The organism is Ruminococcus albus 7 = DSM 20455, assembly GCF_000179635.2.
Lineage (GTDB): Bacteria > Bacillota > Clostridia > Oscillospirales > Ruminococcaceae > Hominimerdicola > Hominimerdicola alba.
In genome coordinates this window covers 819507-843664 of record NC_014833.1, presented here as the reverse complement: position 1 = coordinate 843664, position 24158 = coordinate 819507, and the positions used below count along the sequence as shown (strand labels likewise).

Here is a 24158-nt window from a genome sequence, read left to right as displayed (position 1 = left end):
TCTTATGTCGTTTGTTTTATCTGTTTAGAAAATCAGGAGGTAATGGAATGAATAACAAGAAAATCACGGCGGGTCTGCTGGCGCTGACATTCGTATTTGGCGGTGCAGCTGTACCTGATATGGCAGTTAACAGCAGTACAGTTATATCTGCAAGTGCGGAAAGAACTGAGGAATTCAGATACGGTGATTTTTATTACACTGTGCTTGAAGATGGTACTATCGGTATAACAGGATACATGGGTCGTGATACTGTGGTCGAGATACCGGAGGAGATAAATGATGAATATGTTACTGCCATTTGTGATGATGCATTTCATGGCAGAAAAATCGAAAAAATAATTATACCCGATGGTGTGGAGATCATAGGAGAACAAGCATTTGCTGATTGCAATGGTCTTGTAGATATCGATCTGCCTGACAGCGTGACATCCATTGGTGTTTATGCCTTTTTTGACTGCGATAATCTTGAAAATATAACTTTATCGAATAACTTGAAAACTATCGGTGAGGGTGCATTCATCGATTGTGAAGCTTTGAAAGAGATCGTTATACCTGACAGAGTTGTTTCTATTGGAAAAGCAGCTTTTCTGGGTTGTTCATCTCTTGAAAGCATAACTTTATCAAAAAAACTAAAGACTGTCGATGAAAGAGTATTCGGATTTTGCTCGTCATTGAAATCGATAGTTATACCTGACAAAGTTACTTCTTTGAAATCATCGGCATTTGAATATTGTACAGAATTAAAGAGTGTTGTTTTATCAGAAAATTTAAAGTCTATCGAAAGCAATATCTTTTGCGGATGCACAAGTCTTAAAGATATAACTATACCGGATAAAGTAACTGAATTGGGTAATGGTGTGTTTGGAAACTGTACAGCACTTCAAGGTGCAGTTATACCTTCAAGTGTAGTTGAAATAGGAAGCCATGTATTTGATAAATACGATTACGAGAATGATTGCTATAAGCCGTTGCCGAAACTTAAAATTACTGTTCACAAAAAATCTGAGGCGATGAATTATGCTCTGGATAACGGCATTAAATTCAGGGTCACTGATGCCCAGGGAAGGGGCTATTATCCAAGTCTGTTATCAATGGAGTATGATCTGAATTCACGCCGATTCCGTATGTTCTGGACAAGAGTTTCTGATGCTGAAGAGTACGGCGTTGCTGTAAAGATCGCAGGCAAGTGGAAAGTTCAGGCTTATACCGATTCTAATGAGTATATGTCGCCAAGTCTGTATCGCGGTCATAAGTATGAGATAGTTATATGTGCCAAAATCAACGGTAAATGGGATACCTATGATATCGACAGAAGATCATTTGTCCTTACTGCCAGATAAGGTGAAAACTGTCAATTGACATAATGTCGAAAGGACAGACAATTGCCATCAAACGACACATTTAGTCGTATAGGTTGAAAGATGGGTGTCGTTTGATTTTATAACAATATTTAGGAGGACATAATGAACAAAAAGAAGATAGTAGCAGGTCTGCTGTCGCTGACATTAGTATTCGGCGGTGCAATTTTGCCTAACGTAGTGGTGGACAATGCAGTTATTTCGTCAAGTGCGGAAGTACTTACTTTTGGCGATTATGAGTATACTATGCTGGAAGACGGTACTATCGGCATTATAAAGTACTATGGTTCTGAAACAGAGGTCGAGGTTCCTAGTCAGATAAAATGTTATGATGGTACCGAGATCAATGTTACTGCTATATGTGCCAATGCATTTTCTGATAGTGATAGCATTGAAATAATTACGTTACCGGAAAAATTAAAATATATAATGGTTATCCCCTTAACACACCACAAGTAAGATCACTGCACCAAAGCAGCTAAAAGCCGTAAATAAGCACTATTCCCGAGCTTTCGGCGGTTGAATTTGTAACAGTATTCGGCAGCATATAACGCTGTGTGGATCTTTTCGTTTCCGTGGTAAGTTCCCATGATCATTGCTTTGAAGTTTGATATAACTTTATGCATCCAATTCAGCTGACCGCTTGTCGGATCATATGTCTCAAAAACATGGAAGTATTTCTGTGCCAGCGGTTTCTTGTAACTTCGAGCATTATCACTCTCGATCTTCGAGCCTGCGCGGATATTATCCCTGGCAAATCTACCCACAGTTATGCCCTTTAAATTCGGCACATCGCTCATTTTAACGTACTCGGGATTTCCTGCTGCGTTCTTTGACAAAGCTACTATCATCTTGACTTTTTCAGTTCCTCTGCCACGCTTTTTACCGTGAGTCGGAGCACCGAGATACGTGTCATCAAGTTCAACGATTCCGTCCAGCAAATAACGTTCTTCACGGCATTTCATAGCTTTTCTGATGCGGTGAAGGATGTACCATGCAGTCTTGTAGGTCACCCCCAAAGACCTCATCAGCGTAACAGCAGAAACGCTGCATTTGTTGCTCATAATGAGGAATGCGGTGACTATCCACAGTCTGAGCGGAATATGTGTTCTGTGCATAAAAGTTCCGTTTGTGGCGGATATATCTGCTTTACAGAACTTGCAGCGCAGCAGATGGCGTGACCTTATCCTGCGGTACTCAGAGCCACCGCAAAACGGGCAGGCAAAACCCTTTTCAAAGCGGATATCAAGCAGAAAATCCTTGCAAAAGCTTTCATCTGCGAACTTTGAGTATATCCCATCAAGTGTGATCTCAGGTTTCGGAAATCTTTTTGACATAGCGACAGCTCCTTTCGTTTCCTGTCACTATTATACTATATTTTCCGGTTTTTGAGGTCTGTTTATTTGGACAGCATTGTAAATTATCTGTGGTGTGTTAAAGGGATAACCATGAAATATATTGATGAGCATGCGTTTGGAGGTTGTAGTAAAATAAAAAATATCGTTATACCTGATGACGTTGAATTTATTAATGAAATGGCGTTTTGGGGGTGCGATAGCCTTAAAAGTATTACATTATCTAAGGGCTTGAAGAATATAGGTGATAATGCTTTTTCGAGTTGCGCAAACATTAAGAGTGTTGTTATACCTGATGGTGTAGAGCGTATTGAAAGAGGAACGTTTTCAGGTTGTGCTGGTATTGAAAGTATTTCATTTTCTGGAAACTTAGAGTATATAGGAGCGTTCGCTTTTGCAGGTTGTAGAAGTATGAAAAATGTTGTTATTCCCGATAGTGTGAAAACTATTGATAATAGTGCATTTGTATTATGTGAGGGTCTTGAAATTATAACAATACCTGAAAGTGTAACAAGCATAGGAAAAAACGCATTTACATACTATGATAACAAAGCAAGAGAATATAAGCCATTAAAGAACTTAACTATCAACTGCTACGGCGGTTCATATGCTGAAAAATATGCAAAAGCAAACGGCTTGAAGTATAAGCTGATCGATGAACCCAATTGTCCTCATCCGAAGAAAATGTTCGTTAAAGCTGCAGTAAGCGAAGAGTATCACCAGATACGTTTAAATTGGAATCCTGTTGTGAATGCTGAAAAGTATGGTATAGCTGTATATTTAGCAGGCAAGTGGAGAGTGTGGACTTCTGATATCCCTGCTGATGTTACTGTCTTCACATCTCCCAAGAATCTTACACCCGGCAGGACATATCAATTGGCTGTTGCAGTTAAAGTCAACGGCAAGTGGGACATTGCTAACGCTATTAAAAACGCTGTTACTATTACTATAAAGTGATGAACTGAATAACTTAAAAAAGACTTAACGCCCTTGGGATTATGTTGTATCCCAAGAAATCAAAGAATAATTTTGATTAACCTTAGCAGCTGAACACGATAACCGTCCTCATCAGACAGCTATCGTGTCTAAGTGAGGTTACAGCGAGTCAATCCCAAATTCTGTGTAAACGAAAAATAGTGCAATAAAAGAGTGTATGATGAGAACGATTGTGAAAGCAGTCGGTCTTATCTGCATAAATGCTCTCCTCCTCAAGGCTGAGCGAATAGATGAGTTGAATCTGATATTTCAAAACACAAATCCCCGACTGCAAAAAATGCTGTCAGGGATTTACTAAGCAATAATGCCCTTACCCCAAAATCCGGTAAGGGCATTATTAATTTAATACTGTAGGCATAAAATCATTTCTTTTTTCATTTTCTTCAATTTGAATATCAAGTTTCTTAAAGCAAGAATATGAAAAATGATGGATGAGATTTACAATACCAGAATAAGGGCTACGTACAAGGCAGGTTTCAAGGACGGCGTGGCGTTGATGAAGGAAGTTCAGGAATAATAACATATCCCTTTCTTTAGAATTGTATTTTTATATATCTTAACCTATGAACCTTTCCTGTAATCTATCCAGAAACATCTCTGCCGCAGGAGAAAAAGCCTGATACTTCTTCCATATCAGGTCAAGTCCCGAAGTCATTTTGGGCATAAGCGGACGGAAACAAAGGTCGCTTTCACTGTCGGTGTTAACAATGCCGTCTATGCTGACTGCATAGCCTACACCTGCCTTGACCATGAGAGCTGCGTTATACATCAGATTGAATGTGGTAACGATGTTCAGCTTGTCGAAGTCCTCACCGAACCAGTCTATGAAATCGTTGCCCTTGCTTTTTGTGACTAAGACCTGACGGGACATGATAAGCGGCAAATCAAGCAGATCAGCTCTTGTGATCTTCTTCTTTCGAGCGAGCGGAGCATCTTTTCGCATAACAACTCCCCATATATCCTCCGCAGGCAGATGTATACAATCGTACTTTGTCAGGTCGGCAGGCTGAACGAGGATACCGAAGTCAAGCAGTCCTCTGTCAAGATGTTCTGTAACATCGGCTTCATTGCCGCTGTAAAGATGATAGCGAATATCAGGATATTCTTTTCTCAGCTCTGCTATCAGGTCAGCTATCAGGCTGACAGCAAGCGTTTCACCGCCGCCGATGTAAATATCTCCTGCAAGCGGCTTATCCATTGACAAAAACTCCGCTGAGGTCTTGTCCACCATAGCAACGATCTCCTCGGCTCTCTGACGTAAAATAAAGCCCTCCTGCGTGAGTTTCATGCTGTGACTGCTTCGATGAAACAGCTTCTGTCCCAGCTCGTCCTCCAAATCTTTGATTTGCCGTGACAGCGTAGGCTGAGTGATATGCAGTTGTTCCGCAGCCGATGTGATGCTTCCTTCTCTTGCGATCGTGAGAAAATAGCGCAATACACGAATTTCCATAGCCATGCCTCCTTATCCGTATGGCTTTATTATATCATTTCGTGATATGCCTGTCAAGCATATCTTGATTTGCTTATAAAGTATTTGCTATTTCTGCTGTTCTGTGATAGAATATAATCACAGGGGGTGAAGATTATGGCAAAGCAGGATATTTTCAAGATACGGCGTAATTTGACTGATGCAGGAATGAACGAATCAGAGATTGCCGAGTGTATCAGCCTGATCGAGCAGAACAGGTACGCAGAGCTAAACAGGCTGCTGACAAAGCACAGGCTCTCACTTTTGGACAGTGTTCATAAGTATAATGCCCGTATCGACTGCCTTGATTATTTCACCCACACACTGGAAAGATCGTAGGAGGTGCTTTATGAAAAAGTTGTTATCGGTCATAACATTACTCAGCTGTATGACATTGTTTTCAGCTTGCGGGAGTACAGAAAGCAACAGCATATCACAACAAGCAACGTCCGCACAGCAAGAACAGAAACCGGAAGCAACTACAATATCCGATACAAAAGATGATAAAGCTGTCTCCGAAGAAACAATTGCTTTTTCGGCATCAGAAGAAACGCCGAGATCTGTTGTTATAAACAAAGGAACTGAAGACATGAAGCTGAAAATATCCGTCAAAGGTACGGAGCTTACAGCTACACTTGCCGACAGCACCGCCGCAAAAGAGCTTGCAGAAAAGCTGGAAGCGGAACCTGCAACTGTTACGCTGAATGAATACGGCGGTTTTGAAAAGGTCGGCAAGCTGCCGTGGACGCTCACAAAAACAGATGAGAGTATCGTGACCAAAGCGGGAGATATTATGCTCTATCAGGGCAATCAGATGACTATCTTTTATAACTCAAATTCATGGAGTTACACGAAGCTCGGACATATCGACAATATCACAAGCGATGAACTGGCAAAACTGTTCGGTGAGGGAAATATCACCGTAACACTATCATATTAAAAACGGAGGTATCACTATGAATAACGAAATGTTGACTTTAACGCAGGAATGGGACAAGACTTTTCCGCAGTCCGACAAAGTAGACCACAAGAAAGTGACATTCCACAACCGCTACGGTATCACCCTCGCAGCCGATATGTATATTCCGAAGAATGCCGAAGGTAAGCTACCTGCGATCGCTGTCAGCGGACCTTTCGGTGCAGTCAAGGAGCAGTGCAGCGGTCTGTATGCTCAGACACTTGCGGAGCGTGGCTTCCTGACTATCGCTTTTGATCCTTCCTTTACTGGTGAAAGCGGGGGTCAGCCTCGTTATATGGCTTCTCCCGACATCAACACCGAGGACTTTCAGGCGACTGTTGACTTCCTGTCTGTGCAGGGAAATGTTGATGCAGACCGTATCGGAATATGTGGTATCTGTGGCTGGGGCGGTATGGCGATCAATACGGCAGCTCTCGATACCCGTATCAAGGCAACAGTTGCAGTTACGATGTACGATATGGCTCGTGTGAATGCTAATGGCTATTTCGATTCCGAGGACAGTGAGGAGAAGCGGTATGAAAAGAAAGTCGCTCTCAATGCCCAGCGTATCAAGGACTATCAGAGTGGAGAATATATTCTCGGCGGTGGTTGTCTGCCCCTGCCTGTTCCCGAAGATATGCCGTTCTTTGTAAAGGATTATAGCGAATACTACAAGGGCAGAGCATATCACCCACGTTCGCTCAATTCCAACGGCGGCTGGAATGTGATCGGCTGTATGTCGTTCATGAATCAGCCTATCAATACTTACAGCAACGAGATCAGAAGTGCGGTTCTTCTTATCCACGGCGAAAAAGCTCACTCCTGCTATTTCAGTAAAGACGCTTACGCCGCTATGACAAAGAACAGCAAATACACCGAAAACAAGGAGCTTATGATTATTCCCGATGCTGTTCATACCGACCTTTATGATGGCGGCGGTAAGGACTCTATCCCGTTTGACAAGATCGTGACGTTTTACCGTGAATTTCTGAAATAAGGAGCAGATTATGGCTAAAAAGGTACTTGTAATATCATCAAGCCTGCGTAATAACAGCAATTCTGAAATGCTTGCAAAGCAGGCGGCAAAGGGTGCGCAGGACGCAGGACACGATGTTGAATTTATTTCTCTGAAAGATAAAACGCTGAATTTCTGCAAGGGCTGTCTTGCCTGTCAGAAAACAATGAAGTGCGTTATCAAGGACGATGCTTCGGAGATATGTGAGAAAGTTGGCAATGCAGATGTGCTGATCTTCGCAAATCCGATATACTACTACGAGCTGTGCGGTCAGCTCAAGACATTGCTTGACCGCTGCAATCCGCTTTATCCGTCGGACTACAAGTTCAGAGAGGTATATTTGATAACCGCTTCTGCCGAGGACGGCGATGAAGTTTATCAGACTGCCAAAGGCGGTATGCAGGGCTGGGTTGACTGCTTTGAGAAAGCAAAGCTCGTCAAGGTGCTATCCGGCGGAGGGCTTTCCGATCCTGCCGATGCGGAAGCAAATCAAACATACTTAATGGCTGCTTATGAGTTAGGAAAGAGCATATAAATGACCGAAGGGTGTGATCCTGTGAAGATACTGAAAATATGCGGAAAAGTACTGCTGATCATTGTTATCGTTATTATTCTGATACTTATCATAGGTCTGCTTTTCCTTGAATTCTATCCGACGATAGGAGATACACCTGATAAGAAAAAGCAGAAAGTATACGGAGCAAAGACCGATCTGTACTATGAAAAGCAGTTCCATAACGAACTTGATTTTGAAGTTATGACGGATGAAGCATCGCCAAAGAGTGACAGGACTGTTCCCGAAAACAAACTGCCCGCCGAAACACCAGACACCGCAGAGCGTGCAAGAGAGGGAGAAATGAAGATCACATGGCTCGGTCATTCTTCTTCTCTGCTGCAAATGGGTGATAAGAATATCCTAATTGATCCCGTGATGAGCGACAGGACTTCACCCGTCGGCTTTGCAGGTCCGGCACGGTTTGCTGAATACGCTCTCGATACCGACGGTGTTCCCGAAATAGATGTGTTGTTTATCTCTCATGACCATTATGATCACCTTGACTATGATACGATCAAAGCAATTGACAGCAAGGTAAGCAATTATATCGTTCCTCTCGGCATTGATGTGATACTGAAAGGCTGGGGCATTGACGAAAGCAAGCTGCACCCTCTGTACTGGTGGGAGAATATCAAGCTTGACGGCATTTCATACACCGTTACACCTGCGGAACACTATACCGGAAGAAATCCGCTGAAAAACAATGCGACGTTATGGGGCGGTCTTTACATTAAGGACGGCTATCATAGTTTCTATTACACGGGCGATACGGGATATTACGATCTGTTTGAACAGGTGTATGACAAATTGGGCGCCCCCGATCTTATGCTTGCCGATTCGGGACAGTATGACAAGGGCTGGGCGACTACGCATATGTTCCCCGAGGAAACGGTGCGGGCGGCAAAGGACGCTCATGCGAAATGGCTGATACCCGTTCACTGGGGTGCATATTCGCTTTCAAATCACGCCTGGGACGAACCGCCGCAGAGAGCCGTAAATGCGGCAGACGAGCAGGGCGTGAACCTTGCGACACCGAGGATAGGACAGACCGTGAGCTATGATGATATAGCATCATTCAATGAGCATTGGTGGGAGGAATACAGATGACGACATCGGAATTTCTTGAATATATGAACAGCGGCAAGCAAGTCACGGCGTAGTGCGGAGTTCATCAGACCATGCATCGTCTCAGTCAGGAGGCTATCCGCATAACAATGGAGATCAACAGCCGTTATCATACGCCCGATGAGATAAATGCGCTTATGTCGGAGCTGATCGGTGAGCCTGTTGAGGTCGGGCTGTTCCCACCGTTCTTTACCGACTGCGGAAAGAATATTCATCTCGGAAGGGGCGTATTCATCAATTCAGGGTGTAAGTTTCAGGATCAGGGCGGCATTTACATCTGTGACGGTGCGCTGATCGGTCACAACACGGTACTTGCAACTCTGAATCACGGTTTGCTCCCCGAAGAACGCCACGACCTGATACCAAAGCCGATACATATAGGCAAGAACGTGTGGATAGGCTCTAACTCGACCGTTCTTCCGGGAGTTACTATCGGTGATAACGCTGTGATTGGCGCAGGCTCGGTTGTGACAAAGGATATTCCCGAAAATATGATAGCTGTCGGCTCTCCGGCTAAGGTTATACGGAGTATATTTGACGACTTTGCCTTCTAACTCGTGACTTTAGTCATGAGTTAGGAGGCATTTTCTTAAAATCTATCTTGCCAAATGGATAAAAGATTCGGTCGCATAGAACCATCAAATCCCAAAGCAGGGTATACATTTCCGTCTATAATGCTCAGATCAAAGTATATTTGTTTACGAGATACAACATAATATCATTATTTTTGGATGTCATGTGAGAATTGGACTACCAAAAGATGCTACCAAGCCTAATAAAGAAGCTTTACTCGATGAATTTGATGATCCCACTCCCCTTCCGGAAGATTATAATATAGATAATTGGCGGCTCGTATCAGTTAAAAATGCTATGCAGATATACAGAAAGAAAATATTCTTGTCGAACCGCATTTTAAGTGGTGTGGTAAAGGTATAGTCAGATTGTAAAATATCATCCTTCCTTGAACAATGCATACCTACGACGGATGATTTATTGCAGTTATAATTAAAAACAGAAGTGTATAGTACGATAATATAAAAATATATTGACAAATTCTCGTCATCATGGTATAATACAACCGTATATTGCAATATATCAAACTATTTTATAAAGAGGAACATTATTTATGATTAAATTACCAATAATAAAAACAACTAGTGCGTTGCTTGCTTCGGTTGTACTTTGCACCACTGTTGCAGCAATTAAACCGCCTGTAACCGCTTCAGCGGCATCAATAGATTTTATTACCGATACTAATAATAACGGAGCTTTGAATATTGATGAAAGCCAGATCAAGGTTTCTTCCAGAAGCTACTATAATACTGGTGCAAGTTTTTCTATGGTGGTAAGCGACAACGTTATTCAAACTAAGAATTCCGAGAACTATCTTCCGATTCTCGACAGACGGAAAATTACTATCCGTGTGACCGGTACTGAGAGCCCAAGTGATATTCTTGATCGCCTGACGAATATTGATTTGAATGCAACTTTCTCCTATGAAGGAAAAACGGGTTTTTCCCGTGCATTCTCCAATCCGCAGGTCAGTTACTACGGAATGGTAAACGGAAGAAAATGCTACGAACTTACTTATGAACTCATGTCTTATGGGAGCAAGTTTTCGTTCAATCTGGATAAGATTAATTTTATGGGCACCTTGTCCTGCGTTTATGCAGATATGTCTCCAATGAATAACGGCATTTCATACACGATCTACACGGTTGACTCTCCCGGCGAAGATGTTATTATCAGCCTGAGAAATGACAGTTCTGTTCCATATAAGAATATTGAAGCTTGGGGCAAGAGACTTTGCTTGCTTGCAAACTCGCTGAGTCAAATGACTGGTGTCAAACGTGATCAGCTTTTTGTTGCATATGATGTACCTGATGTAGGGTTACGTGCTTCTGAAACTGCGTATATTCATTCTGATCAAAGTTCACGGAATGCAATCGCAGTTACAAACGCTGAATTTACTGACTATGATCTGAAACGTCTGAGATCAGATAAAAATGAACTCGTCTGGGGTCTGATCCATGAGATCTCGCACTGCTATTGCTGTAAATCTTCATCGCACTTCAATGATCACTATAATTTTGTCGCAAATGGTTTGTGGGATGACTATGTTACCAACTTAAGAGGTCTGACTGCAATGCAAAATTGTGATAATCTCAGGCAAACTAGTGTATACTATGAACCAGACGGTTCATCTGCGTCATATTCCTACCCTTATAATACAATCACGGATAATCTTCATTCTTCGGATTTAAGGTATCAATTTATGCAAAAAATGGGCGTTCTTGCAAATAAAAAATACGGCAATCAAACTGGATGGGAAAAGTTGGAAGAGTATTTTGCGGCTAAAACTGACTATAACTGCAAAACCACTGAGAATAAGCGTGTCGCAAAAGCCGTCAACGAATTGCTGGGAACGAATTATTCTCTGTATGATGAGAACTATTTAATGTTTGTTAATTCTTTCCGTACACTATATCTTCTCACAAACGGTAAGTATTACGGCATTATATATACTAACGAAATTAATGACTTTAAAAATTTCCTTACAAAGAACTTCGGCGATGATTATCTACGTAAGGTAGCAAATTCTTTTTCTTTCAAGCTTGATTAACAACGAAATCAGCAAAGCACAGACACTCGACTCGACGTGTGTCTGTGCTTTTTCATGTATCGGAACATCCTTCCAATGTTCATTCTGACAGAATATCTCTTTATCTGATTGATAAACGAAAACAGTCACCAAGTATGTTTACGTTTTACAAATAAAGGTTGCGAATAGCATTAGCGTAGCCTAAAACACAAAAACCTGACTCGCTGAAATCAAGCGGATATCATGCCGTCGGTATAAATGATGATAGGCATGATAGGACTTTGTCATATAAAAAACACAGCCCCATCCATTAATAGGATAGGACTGTGTAATCAATTTTTTTACCAGGTTACAGAGCATAATTAGCATCTCTCTATTAGACTTCAGTCGGATTCATACACTCAAAAAGCTCGTAAGCACGGCCGTTTTTTTCCGTGTTTACGAGCTTAATGCTTTGGAATAATGATCACAAAAAGATATTTTATATTTGATGTATAATTATCCGCATCATTCTTCTTGACGATTTTGCCGCCGCACGCTCGTGACTTTAGTCATGAGTTAGGCGGCAAAATCGTCAAATAACAGTCTCCTGCCACTTAAACATATCCAAATGCTTTTCCTATATCTGCATGACTTTCATGCTGTAAATGTTTGATTTTCTCCTTGAGATCCGTCTGCTTCAGCAGTTATTCTTGCAATGTGAACGGTCATCAATGCTGTTCCTTCCGACATTATGTCGTATCCTGTTGTTTCAAGAATGTATTTTCGGATATCTTCTGAACACTTGTATTCGAGTGAATGATTATTGTTTACGCTTTTTATAAGATCCTTATTGTGTGTAAAGACAGAAGTAATATCTTTGCCCGAATAAATACGTTTTGCAATATATTTGAGATAATCAGTAAAATATTCGTAAGAATCGGTGCATTTATTTATATTAGGAAATCTCGTTTCTGTTATTTTGATACATCCACCTATAAGCTTTGTTATTTTATATTTCTCATTATAATCGTTGTCACACCGGGCGTTTATTATATGCATTGCAATAAACCCGGCTTCATCAGGGATAAAGCTGATGTGAAACTTTTTTTCTATTTGTTCAAGGCAATAATTTCCAAGCTCTAACTCCTTAGGGTAACAGCGTTTGAACGTATCAAGCAGTGGATTTATCATATCAACACCATTTCTTTTACGCTTTATTGAAAAGCAAATGTGGGCAGCAAGCGTTATTACTAGTGATTCATTTAATTTACGGTCTAATCTTTCTCTGATATATTCCACAAGTGAATCCGTAAACTTTATGTAAACCTCCGGAATCTCCTGCAATATCTGTATCATACGCCGCTGCATATCCGAATCAGTGACAAGATATGTTTTTTGAATATCTTCCTTGCATACTGTATCGCCTGCTTTCTTTTTGAACCCGATACCTTTTCCAGATACGATCTGTTCTTTTCCATATTCATCAAGAACACACACATTGCTGTTGTTAATTACCCTTAGTATTTCCATTTCATTTCTCCTCATTCAAGCGCTAAAGCAACACCTTAAAAAAGTGTTAGCTGATGGTCTTGCTGTGTTACCTTAAATATTACCCAAAAAAATGCCAGCCTTATAACGACGTGAAAACACTGTACATTATAAAGTTGGCTAATGCCTGTATTAAACAGTAACACACCATATTATTTATTTGTATATTTATTGTATCAAAATATTTTAAGAAATTCAAGTATTTTCAAAGAAAAACATTTAAGTTTATTTTATTCTATGGCTGTATTTTTTTGTTAATTTAGTCTATATAAAAAACTCCTGCGAAAAATTCACAGGAGTTTTATTTATTACTATTCTTTATCAGACTGTTTGATTAACTATTAAATGCGGCCCTCAGTATAGCAACATCGTTTGAATCAACATATCCGTCACCATTAAAGTCACTGAAATTTTCTATTTTATAGACTTCATCACCAAGTAAAACATATTTACTGATATATGCTTCAAGATCATATATATCTTCAGAATTAAGTATTCCGTTAGCGTCAATATCGTATTTATTAAAGCTTTCAGGTCTAAGACCTGTTTCTTCCTGCTTTACACCTTCTTCAGTATCATAATAATTGATATACATTTTCAAGTCATCAATATCATCTTCATCAAGATCACTGTCGCCGTCAATATCGTACTTCTTGAAACTTTCAGGTCTGAGGCCAGTATCTTCCTGAACTACATGAATCTTCTTTTGGATCAGATTTTCAAGCGCATCAATATCATCTTCATTGATTACTTTATTGTTATCATAGTCGATAGAAGCGAGATTTTTCTGTAAGATGGAAAAATCATTATTGCCAGACAGATATTCATTTATCATATCAATATCTGCTGAATTGAATCTCTTATCGTAGTTTACATCACCAAGATTATAGAACTCATGTATATTAACTACTTCAAGTGTTTCAGACAGTCTGAGAAGCTTTTCAAGTTCATTAACATTGATCCACTTATTTTCATTATTTTTATCTTTTATTGAAAATAGTTCGACCTTCATTTTCTCAGGATAATTTTCTGTACCGACTACCTTTACATATGAATAATCATCGGTCATCTGACGCTTTGCTGATGATTCTGTGAAATATCCGAAGCATGAGTTTACAGCAAGATTAACATCGCTGTTGTTTGAGCCTGCTGTGGTATTTCTTACAGTTCTGTATGCAGTACCGCACAGACCTTTAATGACCTCATTCTTTTTATTAAGCTTATAATCTGAGCTTGGCTTACCTGTTATTACATCAAATTTAATACTATCAATAACATTGATGATGTCTGCATCTGATGTAGAAGTAAATCCACTCAGAATTGAAAGATCTAGATTATACCATCTCTTGGTTTCATTGTTGTAATAGTTTATAGTTGAATGTCCCCAAGCTGCAACAATCTCTTCGACTTGATGTGTTTTTTTATTTTCTACCATACTGCTGTAGCCAATTCCGAGTGAGAAATTATCAACACCGAGTTTGTCAAGCAGAACACTGCCGAGGAAAGAGAATGAACCGCAGGTTGTAGTCTTTCCAAAGAATGGAGTAGCCATCTTATAGATGCTTTCTCTGTCCTGATCGCTTGTGTTATATTCATTCTTCAAAGAAGGATAGATAGTATCGTTGCTATCAAAGTAATCGTTGATATTCGCGGTAGTATCATTGTACTGACGATATTTATTTTTCTGTACAACATATTTTGCAACAGCCTTGACCTTGTCAAATGAAGTACAGTTATCATCAAGTTCAAAGCTTTTGATTATTTCATTTGCCTTTGCATCAACAGCACCCATAATGAATAGCGTGCCGTCAAATGATGAGAGGTATCTTGATATGGTATCAAGTACTTCTTTATTTTCAGCGCTATTTTCTACAAGCTTGGTGTATTCATTTCCGTTTATTTTTTCGCAATTTACGCATTTTGAAAAAACACTTTCTTCAAGGTAAACATCATCAGGAAGTTTAATGTCCTTAATATCAGTAACAGCCTTATTATCTTTTACAAACTGATCTAATTTGTTTACGACATTAACTTTTACAGGGGTAATCTTTTTCTCGTAATTATCCTGATATACTCTTGTATCAGCATTGATACCAGCAATGTCAAGTGTACCGTCATAACTTATGCTGTTTCCAAGCTCCACAAGAATTGCTGTAGTTTTGTCGCCGTATTTTGATTCATCGCCGCTTACACCGTCAACATGATCGTAAAGCACAACAGCGCCGTTGCTTGTATCCTTATAGAGATGCTGATCAAGGAAATTATCACTTCCGCTGAATACATTCTTATTTGAAAGTCTGACATTCTGAGGGAGTGAAACATTGGCCAAATTTTCGCAGTTTGCAAAAGCATTATCGTCTATTCTGAGATATGTGCTTGCAGTGACCTTTCCATTTGTGTCAAGAAGTTTTTTGTCACTAAGATTTCCGTTTTCATCAAAATAGTAATGGTTGGTGAATGGCTGGATATAGTCAGGTATCTCGATCTTATTAAGCTGATGATAATTTTGGAAAGTCTCCTTGTCTATTTCCATTACTGGAAGAATAACACTTTTGCCGTCTTTGTGAAATACTATTTCAGCAGGAACTACAAGTCTTGCCTCAGTTTTCAAATTATCATTTGTTCCGAATAAAACTGCTGAGAATTCACCTGTATTTACAACAAAGTGATAATCCTTCTGAACGAATTCAAGCAGCTTTATAATATCATTGCTGTCGATAAAATTATCACCGTTGACATCAAATTTTTTATAGAAATCTTCCGACCTGCCGTTATCATTGCGATCGTATTTCAAAAGATCATAAGCCTGAGAGAGTGTTTTTTCAAATTTTTGTGTATCAGTACCGCTGATAAGTGAATCAACAGATATCTTGTTATTCTTAGCCAAATTGCCGTCATAGCCGAATCTGTTGACTGTTTCTTCAAGTAATTTTACATCATAGTAGTCTGTATCACCATCGTTGTTAATATCGCATTCGATAGTTCTATTGTAGTCAGTGCTGTGGTTATAATAAAAATCAACTCTCTGATATGCGCCGTTTCTGCCATCATATTTATACTTTTCGGCTGATGCATTTATGCCTGCAAATCTAGGTGTTGCCGCCAAAGCTACTAATGACATAATGAATGAGATAACCTTTTTGCTGTTTGTCATTTTTGAAACCTCGTTTCCTAAAATAAACCAAATAAATCGACAGAAAAATAATGCGCATTTTTTCCGAACTGTTTGTGATCATTCCAATGGCGATGTACGTTTTCATGCAAATAAAAAACCAACCCCATACAAAACGCAGAGAGCGTATCGTATAAAGTTGGTTAATGCCCTTATTGGTAACACACCATAAAAATGAATTGCCTATATTATAGCATATGATCTTACGAATAGCAAGCACTTTTTTAAATTTAATTAATAATCAATAAATTCTAGCCCAAATTGAACCACGACTTTATTGCTTACTTAAAACAAAGTATTATATTTAACTATATCTGCAAGCCCAATTATACATTCGTCTATGAACAAAATAGTGCAAAATAATTATTCCGTTCGATGCGTTTAACAAAAACAGCACCGCTATGGTAACGCTCCGTTTTTATATACAGATATATTCAGTTACATCAGCACCATTTAACGCTGAAACATCTTGAGCTTCATTTACGCCTCCGATAATAGCGCCCTCGATCGCACCCCATTTAAAACCTTCGCTACCTTCAAGGGCAGCAGATTTTATCGCCTTATCAAAATCGTGAGTTTGTATTCCTTCAACAACACCCGCAGATACTCCGCTGATAACACCTGACGAAAGCGCAAATGTTGTTGCGGATTTTGCAGAAGCTGCAAATATCATACTTACCGCTGGCGCACCGGCACCTGCTGAAACTACTAATACAGTCACGCAAAGCAATATAACACCTGTACCAACAGCGACATTACGTATAACGGTATCGTAAGTGCCATCGTATTTCTCAAAAGGCACAACATCTTTCTGACCGTTTTCACCGAATGTGAATATAAATTTATCTCCTTGAAAAGCCTCTTCAAGTTCTGAATACTTATATCCGAAATAGATATTCTCCTGTGAATTATAAGCTAATTCATCAAGGTACTCCTTGGATATGTAGACCGCTTCAACGTTCTCTACAAAATAGTCATCACTGCCTAACTGTTCAACCAGATCTGAATATACAGTATCCTCTACATATCTCATCAGATCGGGGGCATTAAGAGATGTAAAGCCCAGAGAATGCTTGAAGATATCAAGACGAAGTCTAATTGTGTTTGATTTCTGCGTGCTTTTTACTATGTGTCACGCGTGACACACGTTGATCGCGTAGTATTTATTCAATATGTTTTGTATTATTTTTCTCTACATATCCCACCATGGACCCAAAAACATACTGAAGGAAATCCACAAACAATCATATTCATTATAAAGTTTTTTAAATACACTTAAAAAACTCTTGATCAAAACAATGTTTTTGTGGTATACTTAAACCAAGGGGATGATACAATGGTTCTGCGCAAACAATATCTTGACAGGCTGATTCGCTTGAGAGACAAAAAAATCATTAAGGTTGTTACCGGCGTTCGCAGATGCGGAAAGTCAACGCTTCTGAAACAATTTGAACGATATCTTCTGGAAAGCGGAGTCGTTGAGGAACAAATTATTTCGATCAATTTTGAGGACATCTCATTCGATTATTTATTGGAATACCATGCATTGCATCAATATATAACGGAAAGGCTGCTTGATGACAGAAAAACATACATTTTCTTAGATGAAATTCAAGCAGTTTCAGACTTCCAGAAAGTTGTGGACTCACTGTTCCTAAAAGACAATGTGGATATCTATATCACTGGTTCCAATGCACATATGTTATCAGGTGAACTTGCAACACTTTTATCCGGAAGATATGTGGAAGTACCGATGCTGCCACTATCATTCTCAGAGTATGCAGAATTGGTTGGCTGAGATGTCAGAAGTGCTTGGAAAAAATACTTCACAAGCGGTGGGTTTCCGTATGCTTCACAGATAGAAGATGAAGAAATCCGCCGAGATTATCTTAACGGAATCTATCACACTGTTTTATTGAAGGACGTAGCTGCAAGGAGAAGAATCAATGACATTGAACTTCTGGAAAGCATTGTCAAATTCCTGTTTGATAATGTTGGTAATATAGTTTCCTCTAAAAAAATTGCAGATAGTTTAACCTTACTCGGTCGAAAAACAACATCCCTGACCGCTGAAAACTATGTCACCGCGTTGTGTGAAGCTTTTATCCTATATAAAGTAGGAAGATACGATGTACAAGGGAAGCAGCATTTAAAATCTCTTGAAAAATACTACATTGTTGATGTCGGGCTTCGCAATCTGCTTATTGGCAACCGAAATCGGGATATTAGTCACATTCTTGAAAACATCGTTTATCTCGAACTGACCAGAAAAGGATATCACGTCAGTGTCGGTAAGCTTGGAGAGCTGGCGATAGATTTTGTTGCAGAAAAAGACGGCGAAAAAGCATACTATCAAGTGGCAGCAACAGTTTTGAGTGAAGAAATCTTTGCAAGAGAGATCGCTCCATTGAAGAGGATCCATGATAATTACCCCAAATACATCGTCACTATGGACGAACTCCCGATGGATGAAGAGGGGATCAAGATTATTAATGTGGTGGATTTCCTTACAAAATAGGCACTCAACATGAAGTTGACTACTGGCATATCAAAGTATTTGAAGAATGGTATCGTGAGAAAGATAACTCAATGATATATCGTTGTTCTGACGGCAGCTGGTTCATATTCCGGAAAACTGTGTTCCCGTAACAGGGACGGTTGTATCTAAAGAATCGTGGAGTATGAGCGGGGACGTCAGCAAGGCTTTCAAGAGTTGTATTATGCAAACGGTACCGAAATGAGAGATAAAGGTGTAACAGATATTATTAAGATAGCAATCGCTTTTTTCGGTAAGGAAGCAGAAGTCGAGGTTGGATGATAAGCTCGATCGAGATCAGGCTCAAAGAAGCTAAGGAGCATATTCGAGCTTGATACAGAAAAAATTGAGAAATTTATACTCAATCCATACGAAGATATGATCAAAAGACGAGGAGAACCAAATGATAATTAAATATGCTTTTTCAGCAAGTTTATAAAATGATGCAACTCTCTGTGTGTAATGCGCAGGGAGCGATTTTTAATGCGAGGTTTCTATTGATCACAATTATGGTATATTAAGCATAGTAGCCATGGCTGATATAACCGAAGAGGAGATGATATAGTGAATTTATTATGCTCTTGCTGTAAAAGCCGTATAACGAATGATGATCGGAACCGTCATCTGATCGAAGGTGCAGGTATTCATAATATAGGATATAAACTGGCATGGATGGAATGTGCAAAGGAAGAATTGTGTCTGCCACCCGATAAAAGAAAATGGATACACACAGATCAGGTACCGATAATCGGAGAAAGGCGTATACTAAAAGTCACCGTACCTTTTGACGATTTTGCCGCCGCACGCTCGTGACTTTAGTCATGAGTTAGGCGGCATTTCTTGACACTCTGCCGCACATATAGTATAATATAAATATGGATATAAATACTTTATTTTCAATGCCTAAAGATGTTACGCATGGTCGAGAGTATGTGTTTGACCATGCATTCGGAGGCGACGTATGGAATTCGGGCAACGGCATAACGGATATTTATTTCCCCGGTGCTGATACAGTCGGTATGCAGTCATTCCAAAAGGTGCCGTACGCAACGGTGTACTTCAGTGTGTCACGAATGGAGGCCTCATACGGTCCTGACTATGCGTACACGATCGCTTCGCTATGCGTGCCTGCAAAGGTCGTATTCGACCTGCCATGACGTTTCAGACATCGTTCAGAGGTATGATAACATATGAAAAACACTGAAAAAAATATAGCTTATTTTCATCTTCCCGGGCTGTTTGAGTTCTATGACCTGTACAGTGTGTTTCTGCCGCTGTACCGTGAGCATCGGGAATATTTCTACGATCGATTTGAGATAGCATCTGTCTATGGTGCTCCCGCAGATTGTATCTGGGGCGGCGGACGTGTCGGGGCAGGTGAATGTAAAGCTGAAGATGTACTCGCACTTATGAAAGAATACGGCATTTCTTCCAGGCTCACTTTCAGCAATTCGCTTTTAAGACCCGAACATCTGACCGACAGGAAATGCAATGCGCTGTGTGAGCTTTTCGCCGCAAGCAAAGGCGTACGGAACGGTGTGATAATACACTCCGAGCTTTTGCTTGAACATATCAAAAATATTTATCCTGAGCTTTATTTCGTTTCATCGACTACAAAGGTGCAGACCGATTTCGATGAGTTTTTAAGTGAAACGAAGCGGAGTGAGTTTAAATATGTCGTTCCCGATTTCAGGCTCAATAAGCAGTATGATAAGCTTGCTGCGCTCCCGCAGGTACTGAAAGATAAGGTCGAATTTCTGTGCAATGAATGCTGCTCATTTTACTGTAAGGACAGAAAAGCGTGCTACGAAAATGTCAGCCGTAAAAATCTCGGAGAAAGCTGTGAAGATCACATCTGTAAAGCCCCCGGTGCCGAAGAGGGATACCGTTTTTCAAAGGCAATGAAAAATCCCGCATTTATCAGCACAGATGACATCATAAACACATATCTGCCCCTCGGTTTTTCCAATTTCAAAATAGAGGGCAGAGGGCTGGGAAGTGCTGTCATTCTGGAATTTCTGCTTTATTATCTCACAAAGCCCGAATATCGGCTCACTGTCCGTGAAGAGATTTATCTTGACAGTATGCTGGATCTTTTCTGAATAAAAGTGTATTTATTCTCTTTATATAGACTAATGTGTCATCTTTTTTAGTCATGGACTGACAGAACATAAGCTCGGAAACAGCGTGGATACGTTGCCACCGAGTTTTTCTTTTTGCTACATAATTCCGATGTGACTTATTTGGAACTTGCGCTTCCTTCACGCACCGCAGCCTGTCTTGATTTTCTCTGAACATATTACTATAAATATTTAAAGACAACAGCACCGTGATAGCCGTCACAAAGAATACCGAGTATCGATTGTTCAGTATCAGACAAAAATGCTGAAAGCTGATTATGATACAGGCAGTGGGTACTTTTACTCATGATATCCCTCCTTACAAATACTGTGAATTTAGTTATAGTATTGATCGGATCGAGTTTCAGCAGCTTATTTACATCCTTGAACTGCATCTGCGTGTTCTTGATGTTTTTATTTACACCTTATAGCGCCTTCGACATCTTGGTTGTATCGCCGCCGATTTCCACCGTGATGCCCTTGATTCTGTTTGCCAAGCGGTTTCACCTCATCCGTGAGGGCATGAAAAAAGCACCTGCCGTAGCAAGTGCTAAGTTAGTATTAGCTTAATTTTCTAAATTATAGTTACATAACTATCCCTTGTTTTCGTTCATCTTCTCATACTTTATTTTTGCCGCGTCAATGTACTTTCCAACACGATTCAAAATATTGTTTTGAAAGACAGAGTTTGCCAGATGTTTCACTATTTCTTCGTCGTCAGAAGTAAGAATACCAAGGATATCATTTTCATTGAATTTGGGATTCATAATTGTCATATTTAAGCAATGGTCAAAGTGTTTACGTTCCTTAGCAGTTTCATAGTATTTCATGATTTCAACAAGCATGTCATAGTACTTGGGTGCATCCTCCATTACACCCTCTGCATATAACCATTTTTTGAAATAACATATAGAACTATGAAGTTCCCACACAATGGTTTCATAATTTTGTGGAGAAAATATTGTACTTAAAACAGAAAAAGTATCTTCATAGCCTGATTTAATCAATATCCTTGCAAGCATTACCTTATTGTCATTATCAGTTTCAGAAACAAAAACAGTGTAAAGATCTGAAATAAACTGCTTTGTGGCACATTGTTTATTCACTTTATAAAATATGCTCCACAATAATTCTAAATCGGGATTACTTATATATTGTTCAAGATGTTCCTCTATTGTTCCATAAAGTCTACTATCAAAAAACAAATTGTTATACCCTAAACAAGCTTCTTCTAACCATTTGAGATAAAATTCCTTAAATCCATGAAGCGAAATTGGATGATAAAATGCAAGTCCGTCACCGTCAGACGAAATTTCACCGTAATGTTCGCCCCTTAAAATAATGCCTTTTGAATAGCTACATCCTGTACTTAATATATCAATGGAATACTTTTCTCTTCCTGTTTTATAATCGGGCAAGCCTTCGTAAGAAAAATAAGTTTTTTCTAATGGATAAAACTGATATTCTCCACCATACCATTTACCGCCATTTCCGACATTCGTAATAAACCAAACGTAATCATTCGGTAGTTTAATATCATTTTCAGCTTCAAATCTTTTTACTTCTTCAATAGAAATAATATCATATATTTCTATGTCGGGATTTAAAGAAATAAGTTTTTCTATCTTTTTTCTGATTTCGACAGCTTCTGGATCATTTGTATTATATTTGCTCATAAAACAGCGCTCCCATTTTTGCGTGATGATTTCAAAGAAAAATCATTGTCTCTCCAACATCATGATTATAGCACAGCAGGAAGAAAAAGTCAATCAGAACGCATCATAATCCGCTTGTCCGGCGATCTCCGACCAGCCATCGTATTAGTCATTTTCCTTTTTCGTGAACATTTCATTCATAACTCCGATCGTGAGCAGATCAAGCGCCGAGAGGTACAGCCCGATCTACACACATCGGAGAAAGTTCCGGATATCCTTACCCCCGGGAAGTGTATGCAGCTTCTTAATATGATAAGCAAAAAATACGATACGACCGTTGTTTTGGTCGTATCGTATTTATCGCATTTAGCGTTATCATTTCAGAAGCCATTCCAGTACATTCAATGACTTTATGCCTTCAAATGAGTTTTCAAGTCCTGTATCCAGCGAGAGTATTATCTTCTCGTAGTTGTCCCTTATCTTCATCAGAGGAGCAAGTTCCCTGTTTCTGACCGTTTCGCTTGTCATTGACTCAGTGACCTGAACATACAGCTTGTCGTCAGCTTTGGTAGCTATAAAATCTACCTCCGCATTGTCTATCTTACCGATAGCCACATCATAGCCTCTTCGCATAAGTTCAAAATAAACAATGTTTTCCAATGCATGACCTGTATCTCTGTCACGGAAGCCCAGCAGGTAATTCCGCAGACCGATATCTACGATATAATACTTGCCGAGAGTACGCAGATACTCCTTGCCTTTGATATCAAAGCGCTTTATCTCATAGAAGAAATAGCTTTCTGTCAAGGCGTTCACATAAGCCGAAACTGTATGTGCGCTTGGCTTGCCTTTTCTTTTTTCATCATTCAGCAGACCCTCATTCACGAGTGTATTTCCGATAGACGATACCGAAACACTGCTGCCGATATTGTCTGCAAGGAACATTATTATCTTGCGTAGCAGTGCAGCATCAGTTATACTTTTCTGACCTCTGCGCTTTTCACGTTCAAGGATATCCCTTATAATTACCGTAGAATATATGCCGTCAAGCAAAGCAAGTGCTTTGTCCTGATCCAGCCCTGTATCTGCGATGCCCGGCATTCCACCAAAGCGCATATACGCATCAAATATCTCACGCAGATCATACTGCTGACCATTCTTATCGTATGCGAGCTTTCGTGTGCCGCCCAAAGCACTTTTGACTTTTCTTACTTCAAAACCATAGAAATCCGTAAACTCCGCAAACGACAGCGGGAGCATCTTAATTTCGACACATCTTCCCGAAAGATAAGTCGAATACTCGGAGGACAGCAGATAGGCATTTGAGCCAGTGATGTAGATATCGCAGTCCATATCCACACGAAAAGCATTGACCGCATCTTCCCACTTATCCACCCTTTGAAGCTCATCAAAGAACAGATACATCCTTTTGCCCTGAACAACACGCTCTTTAACGTAGCTGTAAATATCGTCCGCTGTCATGTTCTTGAAGTCGTAGGACTCAAAGTTCATCTGTATTATCTGCTCTTCAGACTTGCCCTCATCAAGCAAGTGCCTGACCATCAGCTTTAATAGACTGGACTTTCCACATCGGCGTATTCCTGTTACTACCTTTACAGGTTCGGTATCCTGAAAGCCTATTAACTTATCAATATACTGCGGTCTGTTCCTGAGTTCTTTGTTTTCTATCATGTCGCTGTCCTCCTTCCGAT

The 24158-nt window shown here is 39.8% G+C and carries 22 protein-coding genes and 1 pseudogene; 15 read left to right on the top strand and 8 right to left on the bottom strand.

Translation table 11 applies throughout. From position 1 onward, the window contains the following. The first annotated feature begins 47 nt into the window (after positions 1-47). Together RUMAL_RS20525 and RUMAL_RS03800 are read left to right on the top strand one after the other, a co-directional pair. Positions 48-1340, top strand: a complete 1293-nt coding sequence (locus RUMAL_RS20525) for a leucine-rich repeat domain-containing protein (RefSeq protein ID WP_013497469.1) — start codon at positions 48-50, stop codon at positions 1338-1340. 123 nt (positions 1341-1463) lie between these two features. After that, complete coding sequence (locus RUMAL_RS03800; RefSeq protein ID WP_013497468.1) at positions 1464-1817, top strand: hypothetical protein; 354 nt, start codon at positions 1464-1466, stop codon at positions 1815-1817. 2 nt (positions 1818-1819) lie between these two features. On the opposite strand, the gene RUMAL_RS03795 is transcribed toward RUMAL_RS03800, so the two are convergent. Next, on the bottom strand, positions 1820-2695 hold the full coding sequence (locus RUMAL_RS03795) for an IS1595 family transposase (protein ID WP_013483548.1): 876 nt from the start codon (positions 2693-2695) through the stop codon (positions 1820-1822). A gap of 66 nt (positions 2696-2761) precedes the next feature. Here RUMAL_RS03795 and RUMAL_RS21195 point away from each other — a divergent pair, with 66 nt between their 5' ends. Next, a complete protein-coding gene (locus tag RUMAL_RS21195; protein ID WP_013497467.1) occupies positions 2762-3670 on the top strand; it encodes a leucine-rich repeat domain-containing protein in 909 nt (302 codons plus the stop codon). Positions 3671-4265: 595 nt separating this feature from the next. On the opposite strand, the gene RUMAL_RS03785 is transcribed toward RUMAL_RS21195, so the two are convergent. After that, complete coding sequence (locus tag RUMAL_RS03785) at positions 4266-5159, bottom strand: LysR family transcriptional regulator (protein ID WP_013497466.1); 894 nt, start codon at positions 5157-5159, stop codon at positions 4266-4268. Positions 5160-5294: 135 nt separating this feature from the next. Between RUMAL_RS03785 and RUMAL_RS03780 the strand changes: the two genes are divergently transcribed. The 7 genes and pseudogenes from RUMAL_RS03780 (at position 5295) to RUMAL_RS03745 (ending at position 11454) form a co-directional block, all read left to right on the top strand. After that, entirely contained in the window at positions 5295-5516 is a 222-nt protein-coding gene (locus RUMAL_RS03780; RefSeq protein ID WP_013497465.1) for a hypothetical protein, read from the top strand. A gap of 10 nt (positions 5517-5526) precedes the next feature. Beyond that, the gene (locus tag RUMAL_RS22230; RefSeq protein WP_013497464.1) at positions 5527-6117 is read left to right on the top strand and encodes a cyclophilin-like fold protein; all 591 of its coding nucleotides are present in this window, start codon (positions 5527-5529) and stop codon (positions 6115-6117) included. Between the two features lie 16 nt (positions 6118-6133). Then, positions 6134-7132, top strand: a complete 999-nt coding sequence (locus RUMAL_RS03770; RefSeq protein WP_013497463.1) for an alpha/beta hydrolase — start codon at positions 6134-6136, stop codon at positions 7130-7132. Between the two features lie 10 nt (positions 7133-7142). Continuing rightward, positions 7143-7685, top strand: a complete 543-nt coding sequence (locus RUMAL_RS03765; protein ID WP_013497462.1) for a flavodoxin family protein — start codon at positions 7143-7145, stop codon at positions 7683-7685. Then, the gene (locus RUMAL_RS03760) at positions 7686-8813 is read left to right on the top strand and encodes an MBL fold metallo-hydrolase (protein ID WP_013497461.1); all 1128 of its coding nucleotides are present in this window, start codon (positions 7686-7688) and stop codon (positions 8811-8813) included. After that, positions 8810-9385: pseudogene (locus tag RUMAL_RS03755) on the top strand (sugar O-acetyltransferase). The gene RUMAL_RS03760 and the pseudogene RUMAL_RS03755 overlap by 4 nt, the downstream one beginning before the upstream one ends. A gap of 572 nt (positions 9386-9957) precedes the next feature. Then, positions 9958-11454, top strand: a complete 1497-nt coding sequence (locus RUMAL_RS03745) for a hypothetical protein (protein WP_013497460.1) — start codon at positions 9958-9960, stop codon at positions 11452-11454. Between the two features lie 615 nt (positions 11455-12069). Here the strand turns inward: RUMAL_RS03745 and RUMAL_RS03740 are convergent. The 3 genes from RUMAL_RS03740 to RUMAL_RS03730 all read right to left on the bottom strand — a co-directional run bounded on the left by RUMAL_RS03740 (position 12070) and on the right by RUMAL_RS03730 (position 17168). Further along, positions 12070-12945: a PRD domain-containing protein gene (locus RUMAL_RS03740; RefSeq protein WP_013497459.1), complete on the bottom strand. Its 876-nt coding sequence runs from the start codon at positions 12943-12945 to the stop codon at positions 12070-12072. Between the two features lie 352 nt (positions 12946-13297). Further along, the gene (locus RUMAL_RS03735; protein ID WP_013497458.1) at positions 13298-16117 is read right to left on the bottom strand and encodes a leucine-rich repeat protein; all 2820 of its coding nucleotides are present in this window, start codon (positions 16115-16117) and stop codon (positions 13298-13300) included. Between the two features lie 436 nt (positions 16118-16553). Continuing rightward, positions 16554-17168 carry a hypothetical protein gene (locus tag RUMAL_RS03730; RefSeq protein ID WP_013497457.1) on the bottom strand — a complete coding sequence of 205 codons (615 nt, stop codon included), beginning with the start codon at positions 17166-17168 and terminating at the stop codon, positions 16554-16556. Between the two features lie 303 nt (positions 17169-17471). Between RUMAL_RS03730 and RUMAL_RS22825 the strand changes: the two genes are divergently transcribed. The 5 genes from RUMAL_RS22825 to RUMAL_RS03710 all read left to right on the top strand — a co-directional run bounded on the left by RUMAL_RS22825 (position 17472) and on the right by RUMAL_RS03710 (position 20773). Next, complete coding sequence (locus RUMAL_RS22825) at positions 17472-17933, top strand: ATP-binding protein (RefSeq protein WP_336470102.1); 462 nt, start codon at positions 17472-17474, stop codon at positions 17931-17933. A gap of 117 nt (positions 17934-18050) precedes the next feature. After that, a complete protein-coding gene (locus RUMAL_RS22820) occupies positions 18051-18653 on the top strand; it encodes an ATP-binding protein (protein WP_336470101.1) in 603 nt (200 codons plus the stop codon). 582 nt (positions 18654-19235) lie between these two features. Beyond that, positions 19236-19484: a hypothetical protein gene (locus RUMAL_RS03720; RefSeq protein WP_013497456.1), complete on the top strand. Its 249-nt coding sequence runs from the start codon at positions 19236-19238 to the stop codon at positions 19482-19484. A gap of 62 nt (positions 19485-19546) precedes the next feature. Then, a complete protein-coding gene (locus RUMAL_RS03715; protein ID WP_154662832.1) occupies positions 19547-19828 on the top strand; it encodes a hypothetical protein in 282 nt (93 codons plus the stop codon). 33 nt (positions 19829-19861) lie between these two features. Then, positions 19862-20773: a hypothetical protein gene (locus tag RUMAL_RS03710; protein WP_013497454.1), complete on the top strand. Its 912-nt coding sequence runs from the start codon at positions 19862-19864 to the stop codon at positions 20771-20773. A 200-nt stretch (positions 20774-20973) separates the two neighbouring features. Here RUMAL_RS03710 and RUMAL_RS22670 read toward each other — a convergent pair whose 3' ends face one another. The 3 genes from RUMAL_RS22670 to RUMAL_RS03695 form a co-directional block, all read right to left on the bottom strand. Continuing rightward, complete coding sequence (locus tag RUMAL_RS22670; RefSeq protein WP_272868108.1) at positions 20974-21099, bottom strand: hypothetical protein; 126 nt, start codon at positions 21097-21099, stop codon at positions 20974-20976. 285 nt (positions 21100-21384) lie between these two features. Continuing rightward, positions 21385-22467 (bottom strand): SMI1/KNR4 family protein, encoded by a 1083-nt coding sequence (locus RUMAL_RS03700; RefSeq protein ID WP_013497453.1) that lies wholly within the window; start codon positions 22465-22467, stop codon positions 21385-21387. Positions 22468-22821: 354 nt separating this feature from the next. After that, entirely contained in the window at positions 22822-24138 is a 1317-nt protein-coding gene (locus RUMAL_RS03695; RefSeq protein ID WP_013497452.1) for an ATP-binding protein, read from the bottom strand. Positions 24139-24158 lie beyond the last annotated feature (20 nt).